The organism is Rhabdothermus arcticus (genome assembly GCF_055382915.1).
In genome coordinates this window covers 394,642-415,866 of record NZ_AP043808.1, presented here as the reverse complement: position 1 = coordinate 415,866, position 21,225 = coordinate 394,642, and the positions used below count along the sequence as shown (strand labels likewise).

Annotated in this window: 25 protein-coding genes and 1 other RNA gene; 23 read left to right on the top strand and 3 right to left on the bottom strand. The window is 71.4% G+C overall.

The window, feature by feature from the left end:
- The first annotated feature begins 5 nt into the window (after positions 1 to 5).
- On the top strand, positions 6 to 557 hold the full coding sequence (locus ACZ48Y_RS02285; protein WP_464741753.1) for an NUDIX hydrolase: 552 nt from the start codon (positions 6 to 8) through the stop codon (positions 555 to 557).
- Here ACZ48Y_RS02285 and ACZ48Y_RS02280 read toward each other — a convergent pair.
- Positions 532 to 1,044 (bottom strand): AbrB family transcriptional regulator, encoded by a 513-nt coding sequence (locus tag ACZ48Y_RS02280; RefSeq protein WP_464741751.1) that lies wholly within the window; start codon positions 1,042 to 1,044, stop codon positions 532 to 534. The two genes, ACZ48Y_RS02285 and ACZ48Y_RS02280, sit on opposite strands and share 26 nt — an antisense overlap.
- 59 nt (positions 1,045 to 1,103) lie before the next feature.
- Between ACZ48Y_RS02280 and rnpB the strand changes: the two genes are divergently transcribed.
- The 16 genes from rnpB (at position 1,104) to ftsZ (ending at position 15,658) form a co-directional block, all read left to right on the top strand.
- Positions 1,104 to 1,470: RNase P RNA component class A (rnpB, locus tag ACZ48Y_RS02275), an RNA gene on the top strand.
- 116 nt (positions 1,471 to 1,586) lie between these two features.
- Positions 1,587 to 2,015, top strand: a complete 429-nt coding sequence (gene mraZ, locus ACZ48Y_RS02270) for a division/cell wall cluster transcriptional repressor MraZ (protein ID WP_464741749.1) — start codon at positions 1,587 to 1,589, stop codon at positions 2,013 to 2,015.
- Complete coding sequence (gene rsmH / locus ACZ48Y_RS02265) at positions 2,012 to 2,863, top strand: 16S rRNA (cytosine(1402)-N(4))-methyltransferase RsmH (RefSeq protein ID WP_464741747.1); 852 nt, start codon at positions 2,012 to 2,014, stop codon at positions 2,861 to 2,863. The genes mraZ and rsmH overlap by 4 nt, the downstream gene beginning before the upstream one ends.
- Positions 2,860 to 3,102 (top strand): hypothetical protein, encoded by a 243-nt coding sequence (locus tag ACZ48Y_RS02260; RefSeq protein ID WP_464741745.1) that lies wholly within the window; start codon positions 2,860 to 2,862, stop codon positions 3,100 to 3,102. The genes rsmH and ACZ48Y_RS02260 overlap by 4 nt, the downstream gene beginning before the upstream one ends.
- Entirely contained in the window at positions 3,099 to 4,442 is a 1,344-nt protein-coding gene (locus ACZ48Y_RS02255) for a peptidoglycan D,D-transpeptidase FtsI family protein (protein ID WP_464741743.1), read from the top strand. Before ACZ48Y_RS02260 ends, ACZ48Y_RS02255 begins: the two co-directional genes overlap by 4 nt.
- 41 nt (positions 4,443 to 4,483) lie before the next feature.
- Entirely contained in the window at positions 4,484 to 5,743 is a 1,260-nt protein-coding gene (locus tag ACZ48Y_RS02250) for a UDP-N-acetylmuramoyl-tripeptide--D-alanyl-D-alanine ligase (RefSeq protein ID WP_464741741.1), read from the top strand.
- A complete protein-coding gene (locus ACZ48Y_RS02245; protein ID WP_464741739.1) occupies positions 5,736 to 6,461 on the top strand; it encodes a hypothetical protein in 726 nt (241 codons plus the stop codon). Before ACZ48Y_RS02250 ends, ACZ48Y_RS02245 begins: the two co-directional genes overlap by 8 nt.
- 2 nt (positions 6,462 to 6,463) lie before the next feature.
- The gene (locus ACZ48Y_RS02240) at positions 6,464 to 7,321 is read left to right on the top strand and encodes a phospho-N-acetylmuramoyl-pentapeptide-transferase (protein WP_464742778.1); all 858 of its coding nucleotides are present in this window, start codon (positions 6,464 to 6,466) and stop codon (positions 7,319 to 7,321) included.
- Positions 7,318 to 8,547, top strand: a complete 1,230-nt coding sequence (locus ACZ48Y_RS02235) for a Mur ligase family protein (RefSeq protein ID WP_464741737.1) — start codon at positions 7,318 to 7,320, stop codon at positions 8,545 to 8,547. The genes ACZ48Y_RS02240 and ACZ48Y_RS02235 overlap by 4 nt, the downstream gene beginning before the upstream one ends.
- Positions 8,526 to 9,599: an FtsW/RodA/SpoVE family cell cycle protein gene (locus ACZ48Y_RS02230; RefSeq protein ID WP_464741735.1), complete on the top strand. Its 1,074-nt coding sequence runs from the start codon at positions 8,526 to 8,528 to the stop codon at positions 9,597 to 9,599. Before ACZ48Y_RS02235 ends, ACZ48Y_RS02230 begins: the two co-directional genes overlap by 22 nt.
- Positions 9,596 to 10,630 (top strand): undecaprenyldiphospho-muramoylpentapeptide beta-N-acetylglucosaminyltransferase, encoded by a 1,035-nt coding sequence (gene murG / locus ACZ48Y_RS02225; RefSeq protein ID WP_464741733.1) that lies wholly within the window; start codon positions 9,596 to 9,598, stop codon positions 10,628 to 10,630. The genes ACZ48Y_RS02230 and murG overlap by 4 nt, the downstream gene beginning before the upstream one ends.
- Entirely contained in the window at positions 10,627 to 11,982 is a 1,356-nt protein-coding gene (gene murC / locus ACZ48Y_RS02220; protein ID WP_464741731.1) for a UDP-N-acetylmuramate--L-alanine ligase, read from the top strand. The genes murG and murC overlap by 4 nt, the downstream gene beginning before the upstream one ends.
- The gene (locus ACZ48Y_RS02215; RefSeq protein WP_464741729.1) at positions 11,972 to 12,787 is read left to right on the top strand and encodes a UDP-N-acetylmuramate dehydrogenase; all 816 of its coding nucleotides are present in this window, start codon (positions 11,972 to 11,974) and stop codon (positions 12,785 to 12,787) included. Before murC ends, ACZ48Y_RS02215 begins: the two co-directional genes overlap by 11 nt.
- On the top strand, positions 12,780 to 13,361 hold the full coding sequence (locus tag ACZ48Y_RS02210; RefSeq protein WP_464741727.1) for a cell division protein FtsQ/DivIB: 582 nt from the start codon (positions 12,780 to 12,782) through the stop codon (positions 13,359 to 13,361). Before ACZ48Y_RS02215 ends, ACZ48Y_RS02210 begins: the two co-directional genes overlap by 8 nt.
- Positions 13,358 to 14,617: a cell division protein FtsA gene (ftsA, locus tag ACZ48Y_RS02205; protein ID WP_464741725.1), complete on the top strand. Its 1,260-nt coding sequence runs from the start codon at positions 13,358 to 13,360 to the stop codon at positions 14,615 to 14,617. The genes ACZ48Y_RS02210 and ftsA overlap by 4 nt, the downstream gene beginning before the upstream one ends.
- A gap of 15 nt (positions 14,618 to 14,632) precedes the next feature.
- Positions 14,633 to 15,658, top strand: a complete 1,026-nt coding sequence (gene ftsZ / locus ACZ48Y_RS02200) for a cell division protein FtsZ (RefSeq protein ID WP_464741723.1) — start codon at positions 14,633 to 14,635, stop codon at positions 15,656 to 15,658.
- On the opposite strand, the gene cysK is transcribed toward ftsZ, so the two are convergent.
- Positions 15,640 to 16,551, bottom strand: a complete 912-nt coding sequence (gene cysK / locus ACZ48Y_RS02195; protein ID WP_464741721.1) for a cysteine synthase A — start codon at positions 16,549 to 16,551, stop codon at positions 15,640 to 15,642. The genes ftsZ and cysK overlap by 19 nt on opposite strands.
- A gap of 74 nt (positions 16,552 to 16,625) precedes the next feature.
- Between cysK and ACZ48Y_RS02190 the strand changes: the two genes are divergently transcribed.
- From ACZ48Y_RS02190 to ACZ48Y_RS02175, 4 genes are read left to right on the top strand one after another with little or no spacing between them, the layout of a single operon-like run.
- A complete protein-coding gene (locus ACZ48Y_RS02190) occupies positions 16,626 to 17,093 on the top strand; it encodes an FKBP-type peptidyl-prolyl cis-trans isomerase (RefSeq protein ID WP_464741719.1) in 468 nt (155 codons plus the stop codon).
- Positions 17,094 to 17,150: 57 nt separating this feature from the next.
- Complete coding sequence (locus ACZ48Y_RS02185; protein WP_464742776.1) at positions 17,151 to 18,008, top strand: DUF1028 domain-containing protein; 858 nt, start codon at positions 17,151 to 17,153, stop codon at positions 18,006 to 18,008.
- Complete coding sequence (locus ACZ48Y_RS02180) at positions 18,005 to 18,391, top strand: NUDIX hydrolase (RefSeq protein WP_464741717.1); 387 nt, start codon at positions 18,005 to 18,007, stop codon at positions 18,389 to 18,391. Before ACZ48Y_RS02185 ends, ACZ48Y_RS02180 begins: the two co-directional genes overlap by 4 nt.
- Positions 18,372 to 18,872 (top strand): gamma carbonic anhydrase family protein, encoded by a 501-nt coding sequence (locus tag ACZ48Y_RS02175; RefSeq protein ID WP_464741715.1) that lies wholly within the window; start codon positions 18,372 to 18,374, stop codon positions 18,870 to 18,872. Before ACZ48Y_RS02180 ends, ACZ48Y_RS02175 begins: the two co-directional genes overlap by 20 nt.
- Here ACZ48Y_RS02175 and ACZ48Y_RS02170 read toward each other — a convergent pair.
- Positions 18,848 to 19,780: a thiamine-phosphate kinase gene (locus tag ACZ48Y_RS02170; protein ID WP_464741713.1), complete on the bottom strand. Its 933-nt coding sequence runs from the start codon at positions 19,778 to 19,780 to the stop codon at positions 18,848 to 18,850. The two genes, ACZ48Y_RS02175 and ACZ48Y_RS02170, sit on opposite strands and share 25 nt — an antisense overlap.
- A gap of 28 nt (positions 19,781 to 19,808) precedes the next feature.
- Here ACZ48Y_RS02170 and ACZ48Y_RS02165 point away from each other — a divergent pair, with 28 nt between their 5' ends.
- Positions 19,809 to 20,519, top strand: a complete 711-nt coding sequence (locus ACZ48Y_RS02165; RefSeq protein ID WP_464741711.1) for a 2-phosphosulfolactate phosphatase — start codon at positions 19,809 to 19,811, stop codon at positions 20,517 to 20,519.
- A gap of 31 nt (positions 20,520 to 20,550) precedes the next feature.
- Positions 20,551 to 21,219 carry a WecB/TagA/CpsF family glycosyltransferase gene (locus tag ACZ48Y_RS02160; RefSeq protein WP_464742774.1) on the top strand — a complete coding sequence of 223 codons (669 nt, stop codon included), beginning with the start codon at positions 20,551 to 20,553 and terminating at the stop codon, positions 21,217 to 21,219.
- Positions 21,220 to 21,225 lie beyond the last annotated feature (6 nt).

Below are 21,225 nucleotides of genomic sequence, written 5' to 3'. Positions count from 1 at the left end.
GGGGCATGAAACCCTGGAAGCGCCTGGCGCTCGAGCCGCTGGTCGAACACCCCGTCAAGATCGTCAAGGAACGCCTGCTCACGCACACCGGTCAGGAGATCACCTACATCTACCGGCCGGGCCCGGTGGAGGCGGTCTTCGTCCTCCCCGTCACCCCCACCAAGACCGCCCTCTTGGTGCGCCAATACCGGCACCCCACGGGAAAGTTCCTTTTGGAGGTCCCCGCGGGCAAGGTCGACGACGGAGAGACCCCGGAGGCAGCCGCGCGGCGCGAGCTCTTGGAAGAGGTCGGCGCCCAGGTCGACGAGCTCATCGCCCTGCCCCCCTTCCACCCCCAGCCCTCCTTCAACGCCGTGGTCTTCCGCCCCTTCCTCGCGCTTGGGGCCCGGCAGGTGCAGCCGCCCGAGCTCGAGCCCGCGGAGCTCTTGACCCCCGTCGAGCTTCCCCTCGCCGAGGCCTACCGGCGGCTGGAGGCCGGGGAGATCGAGGACGCCTCCACCGCGCTCACCCTGTTCTACGCCCGACCCTTGCTCAAGGCCCAGGGCCTGATCGAGTAAGCCAGAGCAGGAAGCGCACCATCCAGGGTGCGAAAAGCAAGATCGTCACCACGCGGACGAAGTGCATCGCGGCCACCACCGCCCCCTGGCCCCCGACCTGCTCGGCCAAGAGCCCCATGACCGAGATGCCTCCGGGAACGAAGCCGAAGAGGGCGCTCGCCAGGTCCAGCCAGCCCAGCCGAGCCGCGAAGAACGCCAGCAGGCTGCCGATGACCAGAAAGGCCAAGACCCCGACTAGGGCCAGCGGGAGCACCCGGATCAGGACCGGAAGCAGATCCCGCCGGGCGGAAAACCCGATCATCGCCCCCACCGCGAGCTGGATGAGCAGCCCGGCGACGGGCGGGAGCTCTGCCCGCGGGGCCCCGGAAAAGTTGTAGAGCGCCGCCCCCACCATCGCCCCCACCACCGCGCCACCGGGGACGCGGGCGACGTGGGCCAAAATGCCCAGGAAAAAGGCCAGGCCCAAACCGTAGCACAAGGCCGGCATGGTCCCATGCTCGCGTCCCCGGCGGTGACATTTGCCCCCCTATGAGCTAAAATGAGTGGTTGGAAGGGGGCACGGTCGCGCCCTCCTCCATGGAGGGTGAGGAAAGTCCGGGCACCGTAGGGCAGGGTGCCAGGTAACGCCTGGGCGCCGCAAGGCGACGGAAAGTGCCACAGAGAACAGACCGCCGATCCGCCCTCCGCACGGAGGGGTCATGGAGGCAAGGGTGAAACGGTGGGGTAAGAGCCCACCAGCACTCCGGGAAACCGGGGTGGCTCGGCAAACCCCACCCGGTGCAAGGCAGCGTTCGGGGAGGGCTTGCCCGGCCCGCTCGAACCCGACGGGAACGCCGCTCGAGGCCGCGGGCGACCGCGGTCCCAGATAGATGACCGTGCGCGACAGAACCCGGCTTACACCCCTTCCCCCCGGGCCATCTGGCCCGGGGTTTTGCGTTTCCCCGAACCTGGCTGGGCCAATTCGTGGGGAAAGGTGGGAAAACGTGTTAAAATTTCCCAAGCCTGTGAGCGAGGCATGGGAGGCGGAGGGTGCCCTACGGCGAGTACAGCTACAACCTCGACGCCAAAGGCCGCGTGGTGATTCCTCCGGCGTTTCGGGACTTCGTCGCCGAGGGCCTGGTGCTCACCCGGGGGTTTGAGGGCAACCTTTACGTCTTCCCCGTTTCGATCTGGAGCGGGATCGAGCGCGTTCTGGAAAAGCTTCCGCTCACCGACGACGCCGGACGGCGCTTCGTGCGCGCCTTTTACCAAGGCGCGCACAAGACCCAGCTGGACCGCGGCGGGCGCGTTCTCATCCCCCCAACCTTGCGCAAGTTCGCCGGCATCGAGGACGCGGTCATCGTCGCCGGGGCTCCGCGACGGCTGGAGATCTGGGACGAGGACCGCTACTGGCAGGAGATCCGCCGCACCCTGGCCAATCCACCGATCCCCGAAGGCTTGAGGGAGCTTGGGCTATGACCGACGTGACCCACAAACCGGTGCTGCTCGAAGAAGCAATGGCCCTGCTCGACGTCCAACCAGGCCGCACCTACGTCGACGCCACCTTCGGCGGGGGCGGCCACGCCCGGGCCATCCTCGAGCGCGGGGGCCGGGTGATCGCCCTGGACCAGGACCCCGAGGCCATCGCCAGGGCCCAGGCCCTGGCCACCCGCGAGCCAGGACTGACCGCGGTCCAGGCCAACTTCCGCGAGCTCCGGAAGGTGCTCGATGACCTGGGGGTCTCCGAGGTCCACGGCGTGCTCGCCGACCTGGGGGTTTCGAGCTACCACCTCGACGATCCCCAACGGGGCTTCTCCTACCGCCACGAGGGGCCGCTGGACATGCGCATGGGCAGCCAGGGACCGACCGCGGCCGAGGTCGTCAACACCCTCGACGAGCGAGCCCTGGCCCGGATCCTCTTCGAGCTCGGCGAGGAGCCCCAGGCCCGGCGCATCGCCCGGGCCATCGTGCAAAAGCGACCCTTTTCGACCACCGCCGAGCTGGCCCGCGTGGTTCAGGAGGCGGTGGGGTTTCGCCGCGCCGGCCATCCCGCGCGCAAGACCTTCCAGGCCCTGCGCCTCTACGTCAACGACGAGCTAGGAGCGCTCGAGGCCTTGCTAAACCAGCTGCCCGAGGTCCTCGCGCCGGGCGGGCGGGCGGCGATCATCAGCTTCCACTCCCTTGAGGACCGGCGGGTCAAGCGCTTTTTCCGGGATCATCCCGCCTTCACCCCGCTGACCAAGAAGCCGATTCAGGCCAGCGAGGCAGAGCGCGCGACCAACCCCAGGGCGCGCAGCGCCAAGCTTCGGGGAGGCGAGCGGCGGTGAGGTCCGCGCTGACCTGGGGCCTGCTCCTGGTAGGCTTGCTCTTTTTGCTCGCCGTCCTCGGCTGGAAGGTGCAGCGTGCCCGCGCCCAGGAAACGCGGCTGTTGGCGGCCGTCCGGGCCCTGGAGTCCGAACGCGCCCGGCTGGAAGCGGAAAAGGCGCGCCTCACCTCCCCCGAACGCCTGCTGCGCTGGGCCGAACGAGAAGGTTTCGTGCCCCTGCCGGATGGGAGGTGGCGATGAGGGCCCTCGGCGTGTATAAGGGCTGGGCGATCGGGCTCTTTGGCCTGGTCTGGCTCTTGATCTTCGGCTACGGGGTCTGGGTCCTCTTCACCTTTGCGCCGAGCCCCTGGCCGGCGCCAGGGATCGGACACAGGGTCACGCTCCCCAGGGGCCGGATCCTGGCCCGGGACGGCACCCCCCTCGCCCTCTCCCCCACCGCCGGGGCACGGGTCTACCCGCTGGGGGCGCTGGCGGGTCAGCTCGTCGGCTACACCGAGCGCTTCCCTAAAGGGTTCGGTCGTGGTTTGGCGGGGATCGAGGCCCGTTACGACGCCCGGCTCAGGCAGGGGCAGGACGTCCGCCTGACCCTCGATCCCACGATCCAGGCCCTGGCCGAGACCGCCCTCCTCGAGGGGGTCCAGGCCGCCCGCGCGCGCTGGGGCGCGATCGTCGTGCTCAGCCGGACGGGCGAGGTGCTGGCCAGCGCCAACGCCCCGCGGCTGGACCCGGCGAGCCGCCGCGGCGCCCCGGGCAAGGATCCCCGCCTCACCAACTACGCCTGGCGCTATCTGATCGAGCCCGGTTCCACGGTCAAACCCTTGATCGCGGCCTGGCTTTTGGACCAGGGCGCGGTGCGGCCCGACGAACGCCTCGAGGTGCCCTACCGGATCAAGATCGGTGATCGCTGGGTTCGCGACTGGCGCTGGCACCCCAGGGAACGCTGGGGCCTTGCGCAAATCCTCGCCCACTCCTCGAACGTGGGCATGGCCCTCCTCAGCGAGCGGGTGAGCAGAGCCAAACTGCACGCCTTCCTGCAAGCCGCCGGACTAGACGCCCGGGTTCACCCCCTCGCCGAGCGCCCCATCCTGCCCCCGCTCTCCGCCTGGGGACCGGTGGAGGCGGCGAACGCCGCCTTCGGCCAGGGGATTGCGCTGCCCCCAGTGCAGCTAGCGGCCGTCCTCAACGCCCTGGTGGACGGGGTGTACCGGACACCGGTGGTCGAGCTTGGTCAAACGGTGCGGGCCCGCCGTCTCCTTAGCGCCACGAGCGCGCGCTGGGTGCGCGAGACCCTTTCCACCTACCTCACCAAGAACGCCCGAATCCCCGGCTACGCGGTCGCGGGCAAGACCGGCACCGCCCAGATCCCGGTTCCCGGCGGCTACGACCCGAACCGGGTGGTCGCGCTCTTCGCCGGATTCCTGCCCGCAGACGCCCCGCGGGCCACGGCGGTCGTCGTCCTCTACGACCCCGAGGTCCCGGCGGAGAGACGCTACGGCTCGGAGCTCGCGGCCCCGGTCTTCGCCAAGCTGGCGAAGGGGCTCTTCAGCTATTGGGGCATGCCGCCCGAGCGGTTAAGATGACCTACGGTGAGCATATTGTGCAACTTGCTCAAGATGCGATATTGACGCCTGAATTCGTCGCCCGGGCCACCGGCGGGGTAGCCGGACCGCGCGCCCGCACCGCGCGGGACCTCGTCTGGGACAGCCGTATGGTGCAACCCGGGGCGCTCTTCGTGGCCCTGCCCGGGGCGCGGACCCATGGCAATGCCTACCTCGACGCGGCCCTCACGAAAGGGGCAGCGCTGCTCTTAACCGATCGTCCGCGCCCCGAAGCGGTGCGGGTGGCCGACCCCGAAAAGGCCCTGATTCGGCTGGGTGGCGCGCTCCGAGCGCGCTACGCCGGCCCCGTGGTCGGCGTCACCGGCAGCGTGGGCAAGACCACCACCAAGGAGGCGATCCGCCAGGGCCTGGGGCTGATGGGGACGCCGGGCAACCTCAACACCCCGCCGGCGCTGGCGCGGTTTTTCCTCCATCTTCCGGCAAGCGCGCCGGGGGCGGTGGTCGAGCTGGGCATCGACCGGCCTGGGGAGATGGCCGCGCTCCTAAGCCTCGCCGCCCCGACGGTCGGGGTCCTCACCGGCGTCGGTCCGGCCCACCTCGAAGCCCTCAAAACCGAGGCCAACGTCGCCAGGGAAAAGGGCCAGCTCCTGGAAGCGGTCGCGCTCCGCCTGGTCGAGCACCGCACCGCCCACCGCTGGGGCTTGAGGGGGCGGACCTACGGGTTTGACCCGGCGGCGGACTTCCCCGGCGAGGGCTTTACGCAAAGCCCCAAGGGCGTGCGGTTTCGCTACCGGGGCCGGGCGGTCTTCGTTCCCTATCCCGGCGTCGGGGCGGCCCTCGCGGCCCTGGCCACACTGGCCCTGGCCGAGCTCTGGGGAAAGCCCCTGGCCGAGGTCATCGAGCGCCTGGCCCACCTCGAGCTCCCCCCAGGGCGGATGGCCTACCGCGAGCTCGGGCCCTACCGGGTGATCGACGACGCCTACAACGCCAACCCCGCCTCGGTGCGGGCTGGGCTCGAGGCCCTCGCCACCTTCCCCGGCCCGAGGCTCGTCGTCCTGGGCACGATGCTCGAGCTGGGGCCGCGGGCCGAGGCCGAGCACGAGGCCGTCGCCCGCCTCGCCGCCAGGGTCGCGGAGAAGCTGCTCTTCGTCGGCCCCTACGCCGAGGCGATGCGCCGGGCCGCAGGCCGCGGGCGCGTCGCCGAGGACCTGCAAGCGGCACGGGAAGAGCTGGCAAAGACCCTCTCCCCCGGGGACCTGGTCTACCTCAAGGCCTCCCGGGGGGTGGGGCTGGAGGCCCTGATGGAGGTCTTCGATGCCTAGATGGGCGCTTTTCCTCGCGCTCTTGTCCCTGGCCGGTTGCGCGCCCAGGGCCACCCCGGCCACGACCGAGCGCGTCCTCCTCCTGCCGGGGGGCCTGATTCAGGGCCGCTGGGTGCGCTACCGGGGGCTGGACTTTGCGCTGCCCGCAGCCCCGCTGTTCGCCGACGCCGAGGGAAATCGGGTCTACGCCGCCTACCCCTTCGAACTCCTGGTCTACGAGGACGGCCGCCTCGTGGCCAGCCATCCCCTGCCGGGACGGCCGCGCTTTTTCCACGCCCGCCCCCGTCCCGTCGCGGGCACCGACGCCGGGGTCTGGGTCGGAGGCGGTCCGCCCTGGGACGTGGACGCCGACGACGCCCGCTACCGGTCCACCCTCTACTGGGTGCGCGGCGGCGAGGCCTACGCGGGTACCACCGCGCTGGGCCTCACGGGCATGCGTCGGGTGGTCGCGGACCCGCGCCACGTGGCCTTCCTGGGCAAGGAGGCCGTGGTGCTCGAGGGCGCGCGCTTTGCCATTCCCCCGTTCCGCGACGCCGCGCTCTTTGGTGATCTCTACCTCCTCGGCGAGGACGCGCTTTGGCGCTACAGCCTCGACGGCCTCCTGCTCGACGCCCGCGAGGGGCGCTACGACGCGCTCGCGGTGAACGCGGACGGGGTCTGGCTGCGCCGCGAGGCGACAGTCATCCACCTCTCCCACGCGCTGGAGGCCCTGCCGTGAGCCTGGCGACGGGGTTCCTCCTCTCCTGGCTCTTGGTCGGCCTCTGGGCCCGGGCGCTACGACGCCGGGGGCTCGGTAAGACGGTTCGCGCCGACGGGCCTGCCTCGCACCAGCAAAAACAGGGCACCCCCAGCCTCGGGGGGCTGCCCATGGCCGCGGCCCTGCTGCTCGCCTGGCTGGCCTTCGGCGGCGGCCGGGCGGAGGTCGTCCTCGCGGGCGCGGCCTTCCTGGCGATCGGGGCCCTCGACGACCTCCTGGGGCTGCGCGGCCGTCCCTTGCGTGCCCGGGAAAAGCTCGCGCTGCAGCTCGCCGCGGGTCTCCTCCTGGCCCTCCTGGCCCTACCCGAGGTTCGCTACACCCCCTGGGCCGGGCTGGACGGGCTGCTCTTCGTCCTGGCCCTGGTCGGCGCGGCCAACGCGATGAACTTCACAGACGGCCTGGACGGCCTCGCCGGGAGCGTCGCGGCGATCCTCTTGCTGCCCTTCTACCCGCTCGTCCTGGTGCAGGCCGCCCTGGGCGCGATCCTCGGCTTTCTCTGGCACAACGCCCCGCCGGCACGGGTGTTCATGGGCGACGCCGGGTCGGAGGCGCTCGGGGCCTTCTGGGCGATGCTCTATCTGACGACGGGAAAGCTCTGGTTTTTGCCCCTCGCCGGTGTGGTTCCGGTGCTCGAGGTCTTGAGCGTGATCGCGCAGGTGGTCTACTTTAGGCGAACGGGAGGACGACGCCTCCTGAAGATGGCACCCTTGCACCACCACCTCGAGCTCTCCGGCTGGCCGGAGGCCAGGATCGTCTTTCGCCTTACCGCGATCACCGCGGTCACCACCGCCCTGGCAGTGGCGCTCTGGGGGGGCGGATGAAGCTCGTCTTTGGCCTCGGCGAAAGCGGCCTCGCCGTTCTCCGCTTCCTCGCTCGGCGAGGCGAGGCGGCGGAGTGGTACGACGACGCCCCCCGCCCCGAAGCCCAAAACGCCGCCCGGGCGCTGGGGTTCGCCTTCGCCCGCCCGACGCCGGGGCGGCACACCGAGGTCATCGCGGCCCCCGGCGTCCCCCTCGATCACCCCCTTCTGGCGGCGCTCGACGCACCGGTGATCGGCGAGGCGGAGCTGGCCTGGCGCGAGGGCCGGGCGGCGATCATCGGGGTCACCGGCACCGCGGGAAAGAGCACCACCACCAGCTGGATCGCCCACGCCCTGCGCGGCCTCGGGCTCCCGGCCCTGGCCGGGGGCAACCTGGGTCCCCCTCTGGTGGAGATCGTCGACCGGGCGGCGGTGGCGGTGGCCGAGCTCTCCAGCTTCCAGCTCGAGCGCATCCATGCCTTCCGACCCCGGGTCGCGGTCCTCTTGAACCTGGGCCGGGACCACCTCGACCGCCATGGCAGCGTCGAGGCCTACCACCGGGCCAAGCTCAACCTGCTCGGCAACCTGACCTGGACCGACGCCGTCGTCTACAACGCCGCCGACCCCAAGCTCGCGGCCGCCGCGGCCAGGACCCCGGCACGGCCCTACCCCTTCGAGCCCGCCGACGATCCCCGGGAGACCAACCGCCGCGCCGCCGCCGCCGCCGTGCGCGCCTACCTCGAGGGCGAGGGCCGGACCTTCGACGCCGCCCGCGTCGCACGCCTCCTAAAGAGCGCCCCTGCGCTCCCAGGACGCTTCGAGGTGGTCGGGAAAAAGGACGGCCTGGTCTTCATCGACGACTCGATCGCGACCCGAACCCTGGCGGTGGAGGCGGCGCTCAAGGCCGCACCCGCCCCCATCGCCTGGATCCTCGGAGGCGTGGACAAGGGCGCCGACCTCGCGCGCCTGCGACCGCTGGTCCAGGCGAAGGTGGCGATGATCCTGGCCATCGGTCAGGACGGCGGGCGCATGGCCGAGGCCTTTGCCGACCTGGTTCCAGTCCACCGCTTTCCTGGACCAGGTGGGCTGCGCCAGGCGGTGCGCCATGCGGCCCGCTCCCTTGACCGGGGCAGCGTGCTGCTCGCGCCGATGGCCGCTTCCTTCGACCAGTTCGCCAACTACAAGGCCCGCTCCGAGGCCTTTCGCGACGCGGTAAAGGAGGTGCTGTGGACCCCGTCCTCCTCCTAGCCCAGCTCCTGCTCTTCGCCCTGGGTCTAAACGCGATCGCCGCGGCCGAACCCGGGCTCTTCACCCAGCACCTCTTGCGCATCGGGCTGGCCTTTCTAGCCACCCTCGCGGCGGCCCGCCTCCCCCTTTCCTGGCCCCTGCGCTACGGCCGGGGAGCGGTGCTCGTTGCCCTCCTGCTCGCCGCGCTGACCCTGGTGATCGGCGAGGACGTCCGGCCAGGGCACGATTACGCGCGCCGCTGGCTCGTTTTCGGGGGCCTGTCCTTCCAGCCCTCGGACCTCTTAAAGCTGGCCCTCGTCGTCTATCTGGCGCGGTTTTTCGAAGACAAGGGCCAGGACACCCTCATCATGGGCCCGGTGGGGATCATCGGCCTGGGGGCGGCGCTGGTGGCGATGGAGCCCGACCTGGCGACCGCCGCCTACCTGCTGCTGCTGGCCACCGTCCTGATGCTGATCATCGGCGTGCCCTTGCGACGCCTGTTCGCGGTCGCAATGTTTTCCGCGCTGATCGCGCTCGCGCTCTACGGGGTCTACCAGGCCCGCTTCCAGCATGTGGAACAGCGGATCGAGGCCTACCAGCCGGCCACGCTCACGCAGGCCCTGGAAGCCCCCGGCCGGGACCTCACCCAAACCCAGCTGGCGATCCGGGCGCTGGTCCGGGGCGGCTTTTTTGGCCAGGGCCCGGGGGGGGCGATGCCCCGGGTGCCCTACGCCTACAACGACATGGCCTTCGCCGCGGTCGGCTACACCCTCGGCGTCCTCGGCGTCACCCTGCTCTTTTTCGCCTACACGCTGGTCTTCCTCCGGGCCTTGCAGAGCGCGGCCCACCTGGACGGGGCGAAGAGCATCCTGGTCGCCGGGCTGGCCTTGATGGTCCTGCTGCAGGCGGCGCTGCACATCGGGGTGGTGCTCGGGCTCCTGCCCCCCACCGGGATCCCCCTTCCCTTGATCAGCTACGGGGGGAGCGCGATGCTCACCTTCGGTCTGGCGTTTGGCTGGCTGCACCGCGCGGCCTTCGAAGCCGGGCTGACCCGCACCAAGGAGGCGGCGTGAGGGTGGTGCTCACCGGCGGCGGCACCGGCGGCCACGTCTACCCCGCCCTCGCGGTCGGCGAGGTCCTCAAAGGCCGGGGACACGTGGTGGACTACGTGGGGGGCGACGGGCTCGAGGCCCGCATCGTCCCCGAACGCCTTCCCTTTCACCGCCTTACCACCGGCAAGCTCGACCGCGGCCGGCCCCGCCCCCGGGAGCTCCTTCGGGCTGGTTGGGGGGTGCTCGAGGCCCTCCGCCTGGTGCGGCGGCTCAAACCCGACGCGGTCTTCGCCACCGGGGGCTATGCCGCCTTCCCCTTCGCCCTCGCCGCCGAGCTTTTGGGGGTGCCGGTCTTCCTCCACGAGCAAAACGCCCGGCTAGGGCTTACCAACCGCCTCCTCGCGGGACGCGCGCGAAGGCTCTTCCTCGCCGTTCCCGCGAACCTCCCTCCCGCACTCAGCACGAAGGCCGAGCTGGTGGGCATGCCGGTGCGGGAGGCCCGCCTCGACCCCAAGGCCGCCAAGCGCGCCCTCGGCCTCTCCCCGGAGCGCCCCCTGCTGCTCGTCCTCGGCGGCAGTCAGGGCGCCAGGGTCTTCAACGAGCGGCTCCCCGAGCTCCTCGCGCCGTTTTTGGATCGCTTCCAGGTGCTTCACCAGACCGGCCACCGCTGGCTCGAGGCCACCCGGCAGCGGGTCGCCGACCCCCGCTACCGGCTGGTCGACTTCGTGGACACCACCCTGGCCTGGTCCGCGGCGGACCTCGCGATCACCCGCGCCGGGGCGATGACCCTGGCCGAGGCCGCCTTCCACCGCGTCCCGCCGATCCTGGTCCCGCTGCCCAGCGCCGCCGAGGACCACCAGCGCAAGAATGCGCGGCTCTACGCCGAGGCCGGGGCCGCGATCCACCTGGAAGAGGCCGACCTTTTCCGGCTTCCCGGGGTGCTCGACGGCTTGGACGACGCAGCGCTCGAGCGGATGCGCGCTGCCCTCGGGCGCTTCGACCCGGTTGGCAGCGCCCAGCGGATCGCCCGTCGCATCGAGGAGTTGACGTGAAGCACGTGCACCTAATCGGCATCGAAGGGGTAGGGATGAGCGCCCTCGCCGAGGCCCTCCTCGGCCAGGGCCAGACGGTGAGCGGCTGTGACCTGAGCCCGGGGAAGAACGCGCGCCGCCTGGCGGCGCTGGGGGCCAGGATCCTTGCCGGCCACGACCCCGGCCACCTCGAAGGCGCGGCCCGCCTGGTGGTCAGCAACGCGGTTCCCGAGGCCCACCCCGAGGTTCAGGCGGCGAGGCGGGCGGGGATCCCGGTGCAACGGCGCATCGAGGCCCTGGCCGAGCTGCTGGCTGCCCGCCCCAGCCTGGGGGTGAGCGGAACCCACGGAAAGACCACCACCACCGCGATGCTCGGCCTCATCCTCGAGGCCGCGGGCCAGGACCCCACGGTCCTGGTGGGGGCACGGGTGCCCCAGTTCGGGGGCGGCGCGCGGGTCGGGCGCGGCCCCATGGTGGCCGAGATCGACGAATCCGACCGAGGGTTTCCCTTGGCCCGGGTGGACCTCGCGGTGGTCACCAACCTCGAGGACGACCACGTCGGCGACCCCGAGCGCCCCACCTACCACGCCGACGAGGCCGCGCTCAGACGCGCGGTCCGCCGCTGGCTCGCGGGGGCCAAGACGCTGGTCTACAACGCCGACTGGCCGGGCCTCGCCGCCCTGGTCCCGGAGGATCGACCGGCGATCGGGTTCGGTCTGGACGGGGGCGAGGTGCGGGCCGAAGGGCTGCGGGTGGAACCCCGGGGCAGCCGGTTTGCCCTCCGCTACCTGGACGGCGTCCTCGGCGAGGTCAGGCTTCGGGTGCCCGGGCAGCACAACGTGCAAAACGCCCTCGCTGCCGCCGCCGCGGCCCTGGCCTGGGGCCTGCCCTTTGCGGCGATCCAGCGGGGGCTTTCCGCTTTCCGCGGCACCGGGCGGCGGCTGGAGTTCCTGGGCCGCTACCGGGGCGCGCTGATCTTCGACGACTACGCCCACCACCCGACCGAGCTCCGTGCCACCCTGGCCGCCGCACGGGGGTTCGGACGCCGGCTGCGGGTGGTCTTCCAGCCCCACCGCTACCTGCGCACGCAACGCTTTTTCGAAGCCTTCGCCCGGACCCTCGGGGACGCCGACGAGGCGATCGTCCTCGAGGTCTATGCCGCCGGCGAACCCCCGATCCCCGGTGTCGACCACGAGGCGCTCGCGGCCAGCGCCCGCCGCCTTGGGGCCAACGCGCGCGCGCTCAAGGGCGAGGAAGCGCTCGCCTACCTCCGACGCAGTGCGGCCCCCGACGAGGTCCTCCTCTTCGCGGGGGCCGGGGACGTCTGGAAGCTGGCCCACGCCCTGGCCGAGGAGGCGACCGATGCGGGTTGAGCGGGTCGCCCTCAAGGACTTCACCACCCTGGGGGTGGGCGGCCCCGCTGAACTCTGGCGGGTGGAAAACCTCAACGAGCTGCTCCTCGCCACCGAGGCCCCGTTCCGGGTTCTGGGGAACGGATCGAACCTCTTGGTCTCCGACGCGGGGGTGAGGGAGCGGGTGATCAAGCTCGAGGGCCGTTTCTTCGAGGGCGAGCTCACCGGCTGGGTGGGCGCGGGCAGCCTGCTGCCGCTCTGGGTGCAGGAGGCGGCGCGATCCGGCCTCTCCGGGCTCGAGCCCCTCCTGGGCATCCCCGCCAGCGTCGGGGGCGCGGTGCGCATGAACGCGGGCACCCGTCAGGGGGCGATCGCCGACGCGCTGGCCGAGGTCGAGGTCTTCTACCAAGGGCGCCTCGAGGTCTGGCCCAAGGAACGGCTTGGGTTCGGCTACCGCAAGAGCGCCCTGCCCGAGGACGCGATCGTGACCCGGGTGCGCTTCGATCTGAAAAAACGGCCCCGAGCGGAGATCGCCGCCAGGATGGCGCGCACCGACCGCGCCCGAAAGGGCCAGCCCAAGCGCAAGAGCGCCGGCTGCGCCTTTAAAAACCCCGCTGACGACGCCGCCGGGCGGCTGATCGACGCCGCCGGGCTCAAGGGCCTGCGCGTCGGTGGCGCGATGGTCAGCCCCGAACACGGAAACTTCATCGTAAACTTAGGGAACGCGACCGCGATGGACGTATGGCGGCTCGTACGGCGGATCCGGGAGCGGATCCCGCAGCTCGAGCTGGAATGGGAGATCTGGGGGGAGTTTCCCGATGATTAGAGCCCTCGCCCTGATCCTGTTGCTCCTCAGCGGCCTGGTCGCCAGCTGGATCGGCTGGCCGGTCAAGCGCGTCGAGGTGGTCGCCCCCTACCCCGCGGCGGAGGCGCTCGCGTACGCCGCCGGGATCTACCCCGGCGCCCCCTGGCTCTACGCCCCGCTCTGGGCCGAGCGCCGCCTGATGCGCCTGCCCTGGGTGGCCGAGGTCCGGGTGCGACGCCTTTCGGAAGGGACGCTCCGGCTGGAGGTGCGGCCAAAGGCACCGCGCGTCTGGCTCACCGACGCGCTGGGCCTGCCCTCCGGCCCCCGCCGTGGCCTCGTCCTCTCCGACCGCGGGGTGCCCCTCCCTTACCCCGGGGGCATTCCCGTGCGCGGCTTCGGCCAACCCCTCTCCCGCGTGCTCGCGATCGCGGCGCGCTATCCCGAGGCGAAGGAGATTCGCTATTCTCCGAGTGGATTTAGCATAGACTTACCTAAGGGGCGCATCTGGACGCCAAGACCGGAGGACCCGGTCGAGGCCTTCCCCGACCATCAAGCGGCCTATCGGTACGCCTGGGGGGTGAGCGTCAAGCGATGAGCGAGCGGGTATACATGGGCCTGGACATTGGCACCGACAAGGTCACCGCGGTGATCGGCGAGCGCGCGGCGGACCGGGTGCTGGACATTATCGGCGAGGGCAGCGTCCCCTCGGAGGGCATGAAGCGCGGCGCGGTGATTAACCTCGAAAAAACCAGCGAAGCGATCCGCGCCGCGGTGCGCGCGGCCGAGCGGGTCGCCGGGGTGAACGTGAACCGCGCCTGGGTGCAGATCAGCGGACCGGAGCTTGAGAGCAAGAAAAGCCATGGCCTGGCGGCGATTCGCCGCGGCCACACGATCACCCCCGAGGACGCGGAACGCGCCGTCGAGCAGGCCAAAACCTACCCCCTGGACGACAACGAAGCCCTCTTGCACGTGGTGCCGCTCGAGTACCGGGTCGACGGCCAGTCGGGGATCCACGACCCGGTGGGGATGACCGGGGTGCGGCTCGAGGTCGACGTCCTCCTGGTCACCGCCCCCGCCGGCCCGCTCACCAACCTGCGTCGCGCGGTCGAGGGCGCCGGGGTGGAGATCGCTGGCTTGGTCGCCGGACCGCTGGCCAGCGGGCTCGGGGTCCTGACCCCGGAAGAGCGCGAGATGGACGTGCTCGTCCTCGACCTCGGGGCCGGTACCACCGGGGTCGGGCTCTTCAAGCAGGGGCGGCTGGCCTTTGCCAAGACCCTCCCCGTGGGCCAGGCCCTGGTCAGCTCGGACATCGCCAAGCTGCTCAAGATCCCCTTCGAGGAGGCCGAGCGGTTCAAGAAGAAGTACGGGGCGGCGCTGCCCGACTTCGCCGATCCCGAGCTGGTCCTGGAGGTGACCCACGAGGGACGGGCGGAGGCCGCGGTGGCGGCGACCGAACTCGCTCGCATCATCCGCCCCCGCTTGCGAGAGATCCTGAGCCTGGCCCGCAAGGCCCTTGAGGACAGCGTGGGGTCGCTGCAGGTCGCCGCGGACAAGGTCGTCCTCACCGGGGGCGGTGCGCTTTTGAAAGGGGCGGACGAGCTGGCCCGCCGCGAATACGACCTCCCGGTGCGCCTGGGTCGGCCCCAAGGCGTCGACGGCCTCGCGGACATCGTCGCCTCCCCGACCCACGCGGCGGCGGTGGGGCTGCTGCACTACGCGGAGGCGGTTGTCCCGGAGAGCACCCTGCTCCCCCGACGGCCGATGCGCCGCGCGCGCCCACAGCGCCCCGACCCGGGGCTGGGCACCCCGCTTTGGGAACGCATCAAGAGCGTTTTGAAAGATCTTTTTTAGACTGAGGACAAGAAGATGAGTGGAGCGATTATCAAAGTCATCGGTCTCGGCGGCGCCGGGAACAACGCCGTCAACCGCATGATCGAGGCCGGCCTGGATGGCGTCGAGTTCATCGCCGCCAACACCGACGCCCAGGTACTGGCCAAGTCCTACGCGGACATCCGCATCCAGCTCGGGGACAAGCTGACCCGCGGGCTGGGCGCCGGCGCCGACCCTACGATCGGCGAGAAGGCCGCGCTTGAGAGCCAGGACCTGATCGCCGAGCGCCTCGAGGGCGCGGACCTGGTCTTCATCACCGCCGGCATGGGCGGTGGCACGGGCACCGGCGCGGCCCCGGTGGTGGCGGAGATCGCGCGCAATCAGGGGGCCCTCACCCTGGCGGTGGTCACCCGCCCCTTCAAGTTCGAGGGCCCCAGGCGCATGCGGGTCGCGGAGGAGGGCATCGGCAGGCTCCGCGAGCGGGTGGACGCGCTGGTCGTCGTCGACAACGAGCGCCTCTTGCAGGCGGTGGACAAAAAGGTCACCCTCAAGGAGGCCTTCTTGATGGCCGACCGGGTGCTCTACCACGGGGTCAAGGGGATCAGCGACGTGATCAACCGCCCGGGTTTGATCAACGTGGACTTCGCGGACATCAAGAACATGCTCGCCGGGGCCGGCCAGGTCCTGATGGGGATCGGCGCCGGCAAGGGCGAGGACCGGGTGCAGAAGGCGGCCAAGACCGCGATCACCAGCCCCCTCCTGGACCGCAGCATCGAGGGCGCGCGGCAGCTCTTGATCAACGTCGTGGGCACCGAGGAGATCACCCTCGCCGAAGCCTCGGAGGTCGCCGAGCAGATCAGCGCCGCCACCGGCCTCGCCGACCCCGACGTGCTCTACGGCATCACCTACGACCCCAAGGCCGGGGACGAGCTGCGGGTCATCCTGATCGCCTCGGACTTCAAGGACGCCTCGGCCTACGCGCCGAGCCTCGGCGGGGCCGCACGGCTCAACTACGACGACCTCGAGATCCCGGCCTTCATCCGCTACGGCGACGACGCGTAGGGCGGCACGCTGAGGTACTTGTAGCCAAAATCCGGAGCCACCGTGACCACCCGGTGGCCCCGCCCCAGGGTCTGGGCCACCCGGATCGCGGCGTCGACGTTGGCCATCGCGCTGGGGCCGAGGAAGATGCCTTCTTCCCGAACGACCCTCAGCCCCAGGGGAAAGGCCGAGGCCTCCTCGACCAGCAACACCTCGTCCACCACGTCGAGGTCCAGGTTCTTGGGCACGAAGCCCGGAGCCATGCCCTGAAAGCCGTGGGGTTCCTTGGGCCCGGGGAGGACCGCGGGACGGCGGGCAGGCTCGACGAGGACCACCCGCACCTTGGGGTTCTGCGCCTTGAGGTAGCGCCCCACCCCGGTCAGCGTGCCCCCGGTGCCGCTGCCGTAGACGAAGGCGTCGACCCGACCCCCGAGCGCGGCCACGATCTCCGGGCCGGTGGTGCGCTCGTGGGCCAGGGGGTTCGCCGGGTTCTCGAACTGGTTGGGCATGAACGCGCCGGTCCGCTCGGCGACCAGCTGGGCCTCGGCGATCGCGCCACGGATCCCCTTTTGGGGGTCGGTCAGGACCAGCTCGGCCCCGTAGGCGCTGAGGATGCGCTTCCGCTCTTCGCTCATCGAGGCCGGCATGGTCAGGATGACACGGTAGCCGCGCGCTGCCCCGAGCATCGCCAGCGCGATCCCGGTGTTGCCGCTGGTGGGCTCGACGATCGTCCCCCCCGGGCGCAACCGGCCCTCGGCCTCCGCCACGTCGACCATGAAGCGGGCCGCCCGATCCTTCACCGAGCCCCCGGGGTTCTGGCCCTCGAGCTTGACCCAGACCTCGGCCGCCCCCTCGGGAACCACCCGCGACAGGCGCACCAGGGCCGTCTCACCAATCACCGCGTCGACTCGCATGCCCCTACTCTAGAGTCCTCATCCCGTCCGCGCTATACTGAGGCGCTTCCCAAAGGGAAGGAAGGGATTTTTGCATGAAGGTAGAAAAAGACAAGGCAGTCACCATCCGCTACACGCTCCGCGTGGACGGCGAGGTCGTGGATCAGGGCGAGCTTCCTTACCTGCACGGCCACCAGCAGATCATCCCCGGCCTCGAGGAGGCCCTCGAGGGCCGCGAGGTGGGCGAAACGCTCACCGTCAAGGTGCCCCCGGAAAAGGCCTACGGCCACCAGAACCCCGAGGCGGTCCAGGTGGTGCCCAAGTCGGCCTTCCCCGAAGGCAGCGAGGTCGCGGTCGGCGAGCAGTTCTACGCCCAGGACCAAAGCGGCCAGCCGATGCCCTTCACCATCACCAAGGTTGAGGGGGAGGACGTCACCATCGACTTCAACCACCCCCTGGCGGGGAAGGAGCTGGAGTTCGAGGTGGAGATCGTCGACGTGCGCGACGCCACCCCCGAGGAGCTGGCCCACGGCCACGTGCACGGCCCGGGCGGCCACCACTAGCTGCCCGCTTGTCCTTAAGGCGCGCCCCAAAAGGGCGCGCCTTACAATGGCGGCATGCTGCCCGTTCACACCTTTTCGATCGTCGCCCGGGACCCCGAAACGGGGGACCTCGGCGTCGCCGTGGCCAGCAAGTTCTTGGCGGTGGGCGCGGTCGTCCCCTGGGCCAGGGCCGGGGTCGGGGCGATCGCCACCCAGTCCTACGCCAACCCCACCTACGGCCCCCGGGGGCTCTTGATGCTCGAGGCCGGCGCCCATCCCCGCCACGTCCACGAGGCGTTCCAGCGCACCGACCCGGAGCACGCCAAGCGGCAGTACGGGATCGTCGACGCCAGCGGGGAGGCGCATACCTTCACCGGCGGGGAATGCCACGCCTACGCCGGGGGCAAGGCGGGTTCGGGGGTCGCGGTGCAGGGCAACCTGCTCACCGGCCCCGAGGTGGTGGAGGCGCTTTGGGAGACCTTCTTCCGCGAGGCCAGCCTCCCCTTTCCGGAGCGCCTCTTGGCCGCCCTCCTGGCCGGGGACCGCGCCGGGGGGGACCGCCGCGGGCGGCAGTCGGCGGCGCTCTTGGTGGTTGGGGAAAAGAAGGGCTACGCCGGGCTCAACGACCGCTGGATCGACCTGCGCGTCGACGACCACCCCGACCCGGTGCCCGAGCTGGAAAGGCTGCTGGGGATTCACCGCGAGCTCTTTCGTCCCCCGGAACGCCTCAGGACCCTGAACCCCGAGGAGTTCGCCTGGCTGGAGAAGGTCCTGCTCCAAAAGGGCTTCCTCCCCGCCCCCACCGGCGGCTGGAACGCGGCCTTCGAGGCCGCGCTCAAGGCCTTGCTGGGGGAAGCCAACCTGGAAGCGCGCTACAGCGGAGGTTCCGAGCTCGACGAGGACCTGATTCGGATCTTGAAGGAGCGCTACCGGTGACGCCGGTTCCCGGCGCCGGTGGGGTGGTGATCAACCCCCGCGGCGAGGTCCTCCTGATCCGCGACCGCAACGGCTACTGGGTCTTCCCCAAAGGCCACCTCGAGCCCGGGGAAACCCCCCAAGACGCGGCGGTCCGCGAGGTGGCGGAGGAGGCCGGGGTCCGCGCCGAGCCCCTCTTCGAGCTCGGCAAGACGCGTTACAAAAACGACCGCGGCGAGGTGCGGGAGATCACTTGGTTTTTGATGCGCGGCGAGGGCCCGGTCAAGCTCGAACCCCGCCTGACGGGGGGCGGGTTCTTTGCCCGGGAGGAGGCCGAGGAACGGCTGAGCTTTCCCGAGGACCTCGCGCTTTTGGAGGCCGCCTATGCCCAGCTTGGCCTTTGAGGACGCGCTCCCCTTCGTGCACCCCAGCGCCTTCGTCGCGGAGGACGCGGTCCTGGTGGGCCGGGTCTGGGTGCGCGCTAAGGCCTCGATCTGGTTTGGCGCGGTCTTGCGGGGGGACCTCGAGGCGATCGAGGTCGGCGAGGCGACCAACGTCCAAGATCGGGCCGTGCTGCACGCCGACCCCGGCTACCCGGTGCGGCTGGGCCGCGAGGTCACCGTCGGCCACGCCGCGGTGGTCCACGGCGCCCGCATCGAGGACGGGGCCCTGATCGGGATCGGAGCGATCGTGCTCAACGGCGCGGTCATCGAGGCCGGCGCGGTGGTCGGGGCGGGGGCGGTGGTCCCCGCCAACGCCCGCATCCCCGCCGGCCAGCTCGCCCTGGGGGTACCCGCCCGGGTACGAGGACCGGCGCCGAAGATGGAGAACGCCCGCCGCTACGTGGCCCTTGCCGAGCGCTACCGGCGCGCGAAGTGGTCGTAGCCCCGGCGCGCGAGCCGCGCGTTTTGAAACCAAACCCCCGGGGGCTCGACCACCTCCCCCACCCGCTCGAACGGAACCCCAAGCTCCGTGAGCGTGGCTTCGAAAAACGGCACCCCCTCGGGCCGGACCGCGAAGACCGCCTCGAACTCCTCGCCGCCGTAGAGGACGAGGGTGCTTGGGTCGGCGCCGAACGCGTTTGCGTAGGCCAGGACGTCGGGGTAGAACGGCAAGTGGGAAAGCGCGATCCCCAGGCCGGCCGCCTCGCTGAGCTGGTACAAGGTCTCGGCGAGCCCGTCGGAACTGTCGGCGCTGCCGCTGAGCCAGGGCCTGAGCGGGGTCAGCGCCAAGAGCGCGAGCCGCGCCCGAGGCCAAAAGCCGGCGCGACGGATCTCGGGGTAGGCCTCGAGCGAAACCCCGCGGTAGTGGGCGTCGATCGCCGCGCCGCTCCGCCCCCAGCGATCCCCCACCAGGTAGACCCGGTCCCCGATCTCGCCGCCCCGAGGCAGTGGGTCCTCGGCCACCCCGAAGCCGGCGGCGAGGATCGCGGCCTCCCCGCGGTTGGTGTCGCCACCGAGCAGGGCGGCCCCGTAGGTCGCGGCGGCCCGGGCCGCGCCCTCGCCCCAGCGCAACACCGCCTCCGGGGTCTCGTGGAAGGCTCCCAGGACAAAGCCCACCGGACGGGCCAGCTTGGCCAGGAGGTCGGAGGCCACCGCGGTCACCGCGCGCCAGCCCACGGCCGCCTCGGGCATCCCCGAGAGACGCACGTCACGGGCGCGGAACCCATCGACCTTGAGCAGCCAGGCGAGGCCCCGAAGGGCCACCCCGCCCGCGTCGTCCCCGGGAGGCAAGGGGGCCCCCTCGGGGTAGCCGAGGGAGGCCAAGAGACGGGTCAGCGCGCGCTCGTTCACCCCCTCATCTTGCCTTAGAATGGCGCCGATGCGCGTCCGCGTGGACCTTCTCCCCCAGCAACCCGCGCCCGGTCCGGTGGTGATCGTCGACGTCCTGCGGGCGAGCTCGGCGATCGGCCTGCTCCTCGCGAGGGGGGCGGCCGAGGTCTGGGTCACCGCATCGCTGCGCGTGGCGCGGACGCTCGAGGGCCTGCGCCTGGGGGACCGGGAGGGCCTGCCCCCGGAGGGCTTTGACGCAGGCACCGACCTCCACACCCTGAGCGGACTCGAGGTCGAAGGTCGGCGCATCGTCTACACCAGCGAAAACCTCCCCCGGGCCCTGGGCCAGGTCTGGGGGAGCCCATCGATCTACCTGGGGACGTTTCGCAACGCTCGGGCGCTGCTCGCCCACCTCACGAGTCGGCGTCCCGATCGGGTTCGCCTCGTCGCCGCCGGGCACCGCGGCCGGCCGAGCCTCGACGACGCGCTGGCCGCCGGCTTCTTGGCCAAGCGCCTAGCCCGCGCCGGGGCACACCCGGAAGGGGACGGCTACGCCATCACCAGCGCCCTGTTAAAGGCCTACCCCGACCCCCAGGAAGCGCTTTGGCAGTCCGAAGTGGGGCACTGGCTCGCCGGGCTCGGCTACGCCGAGGACCTGGCGCTGGCCACGCTGATCAGCCGCGACCCCGCGGTGCCGCGCCTGGCCCGCAAGGAGGAGGCCCTTGGCCGACCCGTCTACGTCTTCGAGCGCGCGGGTTGAGGTCCTCGGCCTGCCCCTGGACCTGGTGGACATGGACCGCGCCCTGGCGCGGTTAACGGCCTTTTTGGAAACCCCCAGGCTGGACGCGGTGGTCACCCTGAACCCGGAGATCACGGTCCGCGCCCAGCGCGACCCGGAGCTGCGCGCCGCGATCCGCGCCGCGAGCCTGGTGACCCCCGACGGGGTGGGGATGCTCTGGGCGGTGCGCCGGCTCCACGGCCTCTCGCTGCCCGAACGGGTGACCGGAATCGAGCTCGCTGAAGCCTTCTTGGCCCGACACGGCCCCCGCCTGCGGGTCTTCTTCCTGGGTGGCCGGCCCGGGGTGGCCGAACGCGCCGCCGCCCACGCCCGGGCCCGCTGGGGGGTGAGGATCGCCGGCCACGCCCACGGCTACCTGCCGGAGGAAGCGGCGCTGCGCGCGGTGCGCAGCGCCGGCGCGGACCTCCTCCTGGTGGCCCTCGGCGAGCGCCAGGAGACCTTCATTCACCGCCACCGCGAGGTCCTGGGGAGCCGTATCGCGATCGGCGTTGGGGGCACGCTCGACGTCTGGGCCAAGACCGCCAGACGGGCCCCGGCCTGGACCCGAAGGCTGGGCCTGGAATGGGCCTGGCGGGTGGGCACCGATCCCCGACGCTGGCGTCGCGGGCTCAGGCTGGTGCGCTTCGTCTGGCTCGTGGAGCGCGCGCGGAAGGTAAACTAAGACCGC

What these genes read in the sequence shown, in the direction of transcription:
- ACZ48Y_RS02285 (WP_464741753.1), top strand. Translation starts at nt 6, where the DNA reads ATGAAACCCTGGAAGCGCCTGGCGCTCGAGCCGCTGGTCGAACACCCC.
- ACZ48Y_RS02280 (WP_464741751.1), bottom strand. Translation starts at nt 1,044, where the DNA reads ATGCCGGCCTTGTGCTACGGTTTGGGCCTGGCCTTTTTCCTGGGCATT.
- rsmH (WP_464741747.1), top strand. Translation starts at nt 2,012, where the DNA reads ATGACCGACGTGACCCACAAACCGGTGCTGCTCGAAGAAGCAATGGCC.
- ACZ48Y_RS02255 (WP_464741743.1), top strand. Translation starts at nt 3,099, where the DNA reads ATGAGGGCCCTCGGCGTGTATAAGGGCTGGGCGATCGGGCTCTTTGGC.
- ACZ48Y_RS02245 (WP_464741739.1), top strand. Translation starts at nt 5,736, where the DNA reads ATGCCTAGATGGGCGCTTTTCCTCGCGCTCTTGTCCCTGGCCGGTTGC.
- ACZ48Y_RS02235 (WP_464741737.1), top strand. Translation starts at nt 7,318, where the DNA reads ATGAAGCTCGTCTTTGGCCTCGGCGAAAGCGGCCTCGCCGTTCTCCGC.
- ACZ48Y_RS02215 (WP_464741729.1), top strand. Translation starts at nt 11,972, where the DNA reads ATGCGGGTTGAGCGGGTCGCCCTCAAGGACTTCACCACCCTGGGGGTG.
- ACZ48Y_RS02210 (WP_464741727.1), top strand. Translation starts at nt 12,780, where the DNA reads ATGATTAGAGCCCTCGCCCTGATCCTGTTGCTCCTCAGCGGCCTGGTC.
- ftsA (WP_464741725.1), top strand. Translation starts at nt 13,358, where the DNA reads ATGAGCGAGCGGGTATACATGGGCCTGGACATTGGCACCGACAAGGTC.
- ftsZ (WP_464741723.1), top strand. Translation starts at nt 14,633, where the DNA reads ATGAGTGGAGCGATTATCAAAGTCATCGGTCTCGGCGGCGCCGGGAAC.
- cysK (WP_464741721.1), bottom strand. Translation starts at nt 16,551, where the DNA reads ATGCGAGTCGACGCGGTGATTGGTGAGACGGCCCTGGTGCGCCTGTCG.
- ACZ48Y_RS02190 (WP_464741719.1), top strand. Translation starts at nt 16,626, where the DNA reads ATGAAGGTAGAAAAAGACAAGGCAGTCACCATCCGCTACACGCTCCGC.
- ACZ48Y_RS02175 (WP_464741715.1), top strand. Translation starts at nt 18,372, where the DNA reads ATGCCCAGCTTGGCCTTTGAGGACGCGCTCCCCTTCGTGCACCCCAGC.
- ACZ48Y_RS02165 (WP_464741711.1), top strand. Translation starts at nt 19,809, where the DNA reads ATGCGCGTCCGCGTGGACCTTCTCCCCCAGCAACCCGCGCCCGGTCCG.
- ACZ48Y_RS02160 (WP_464742774.1), top strand. Translation starts at nt 20,551, where the DNA reads ATGGACCGCGCCCTGGCGCGGTTAACGGCCTTTTTGGAAACCCCCAGG.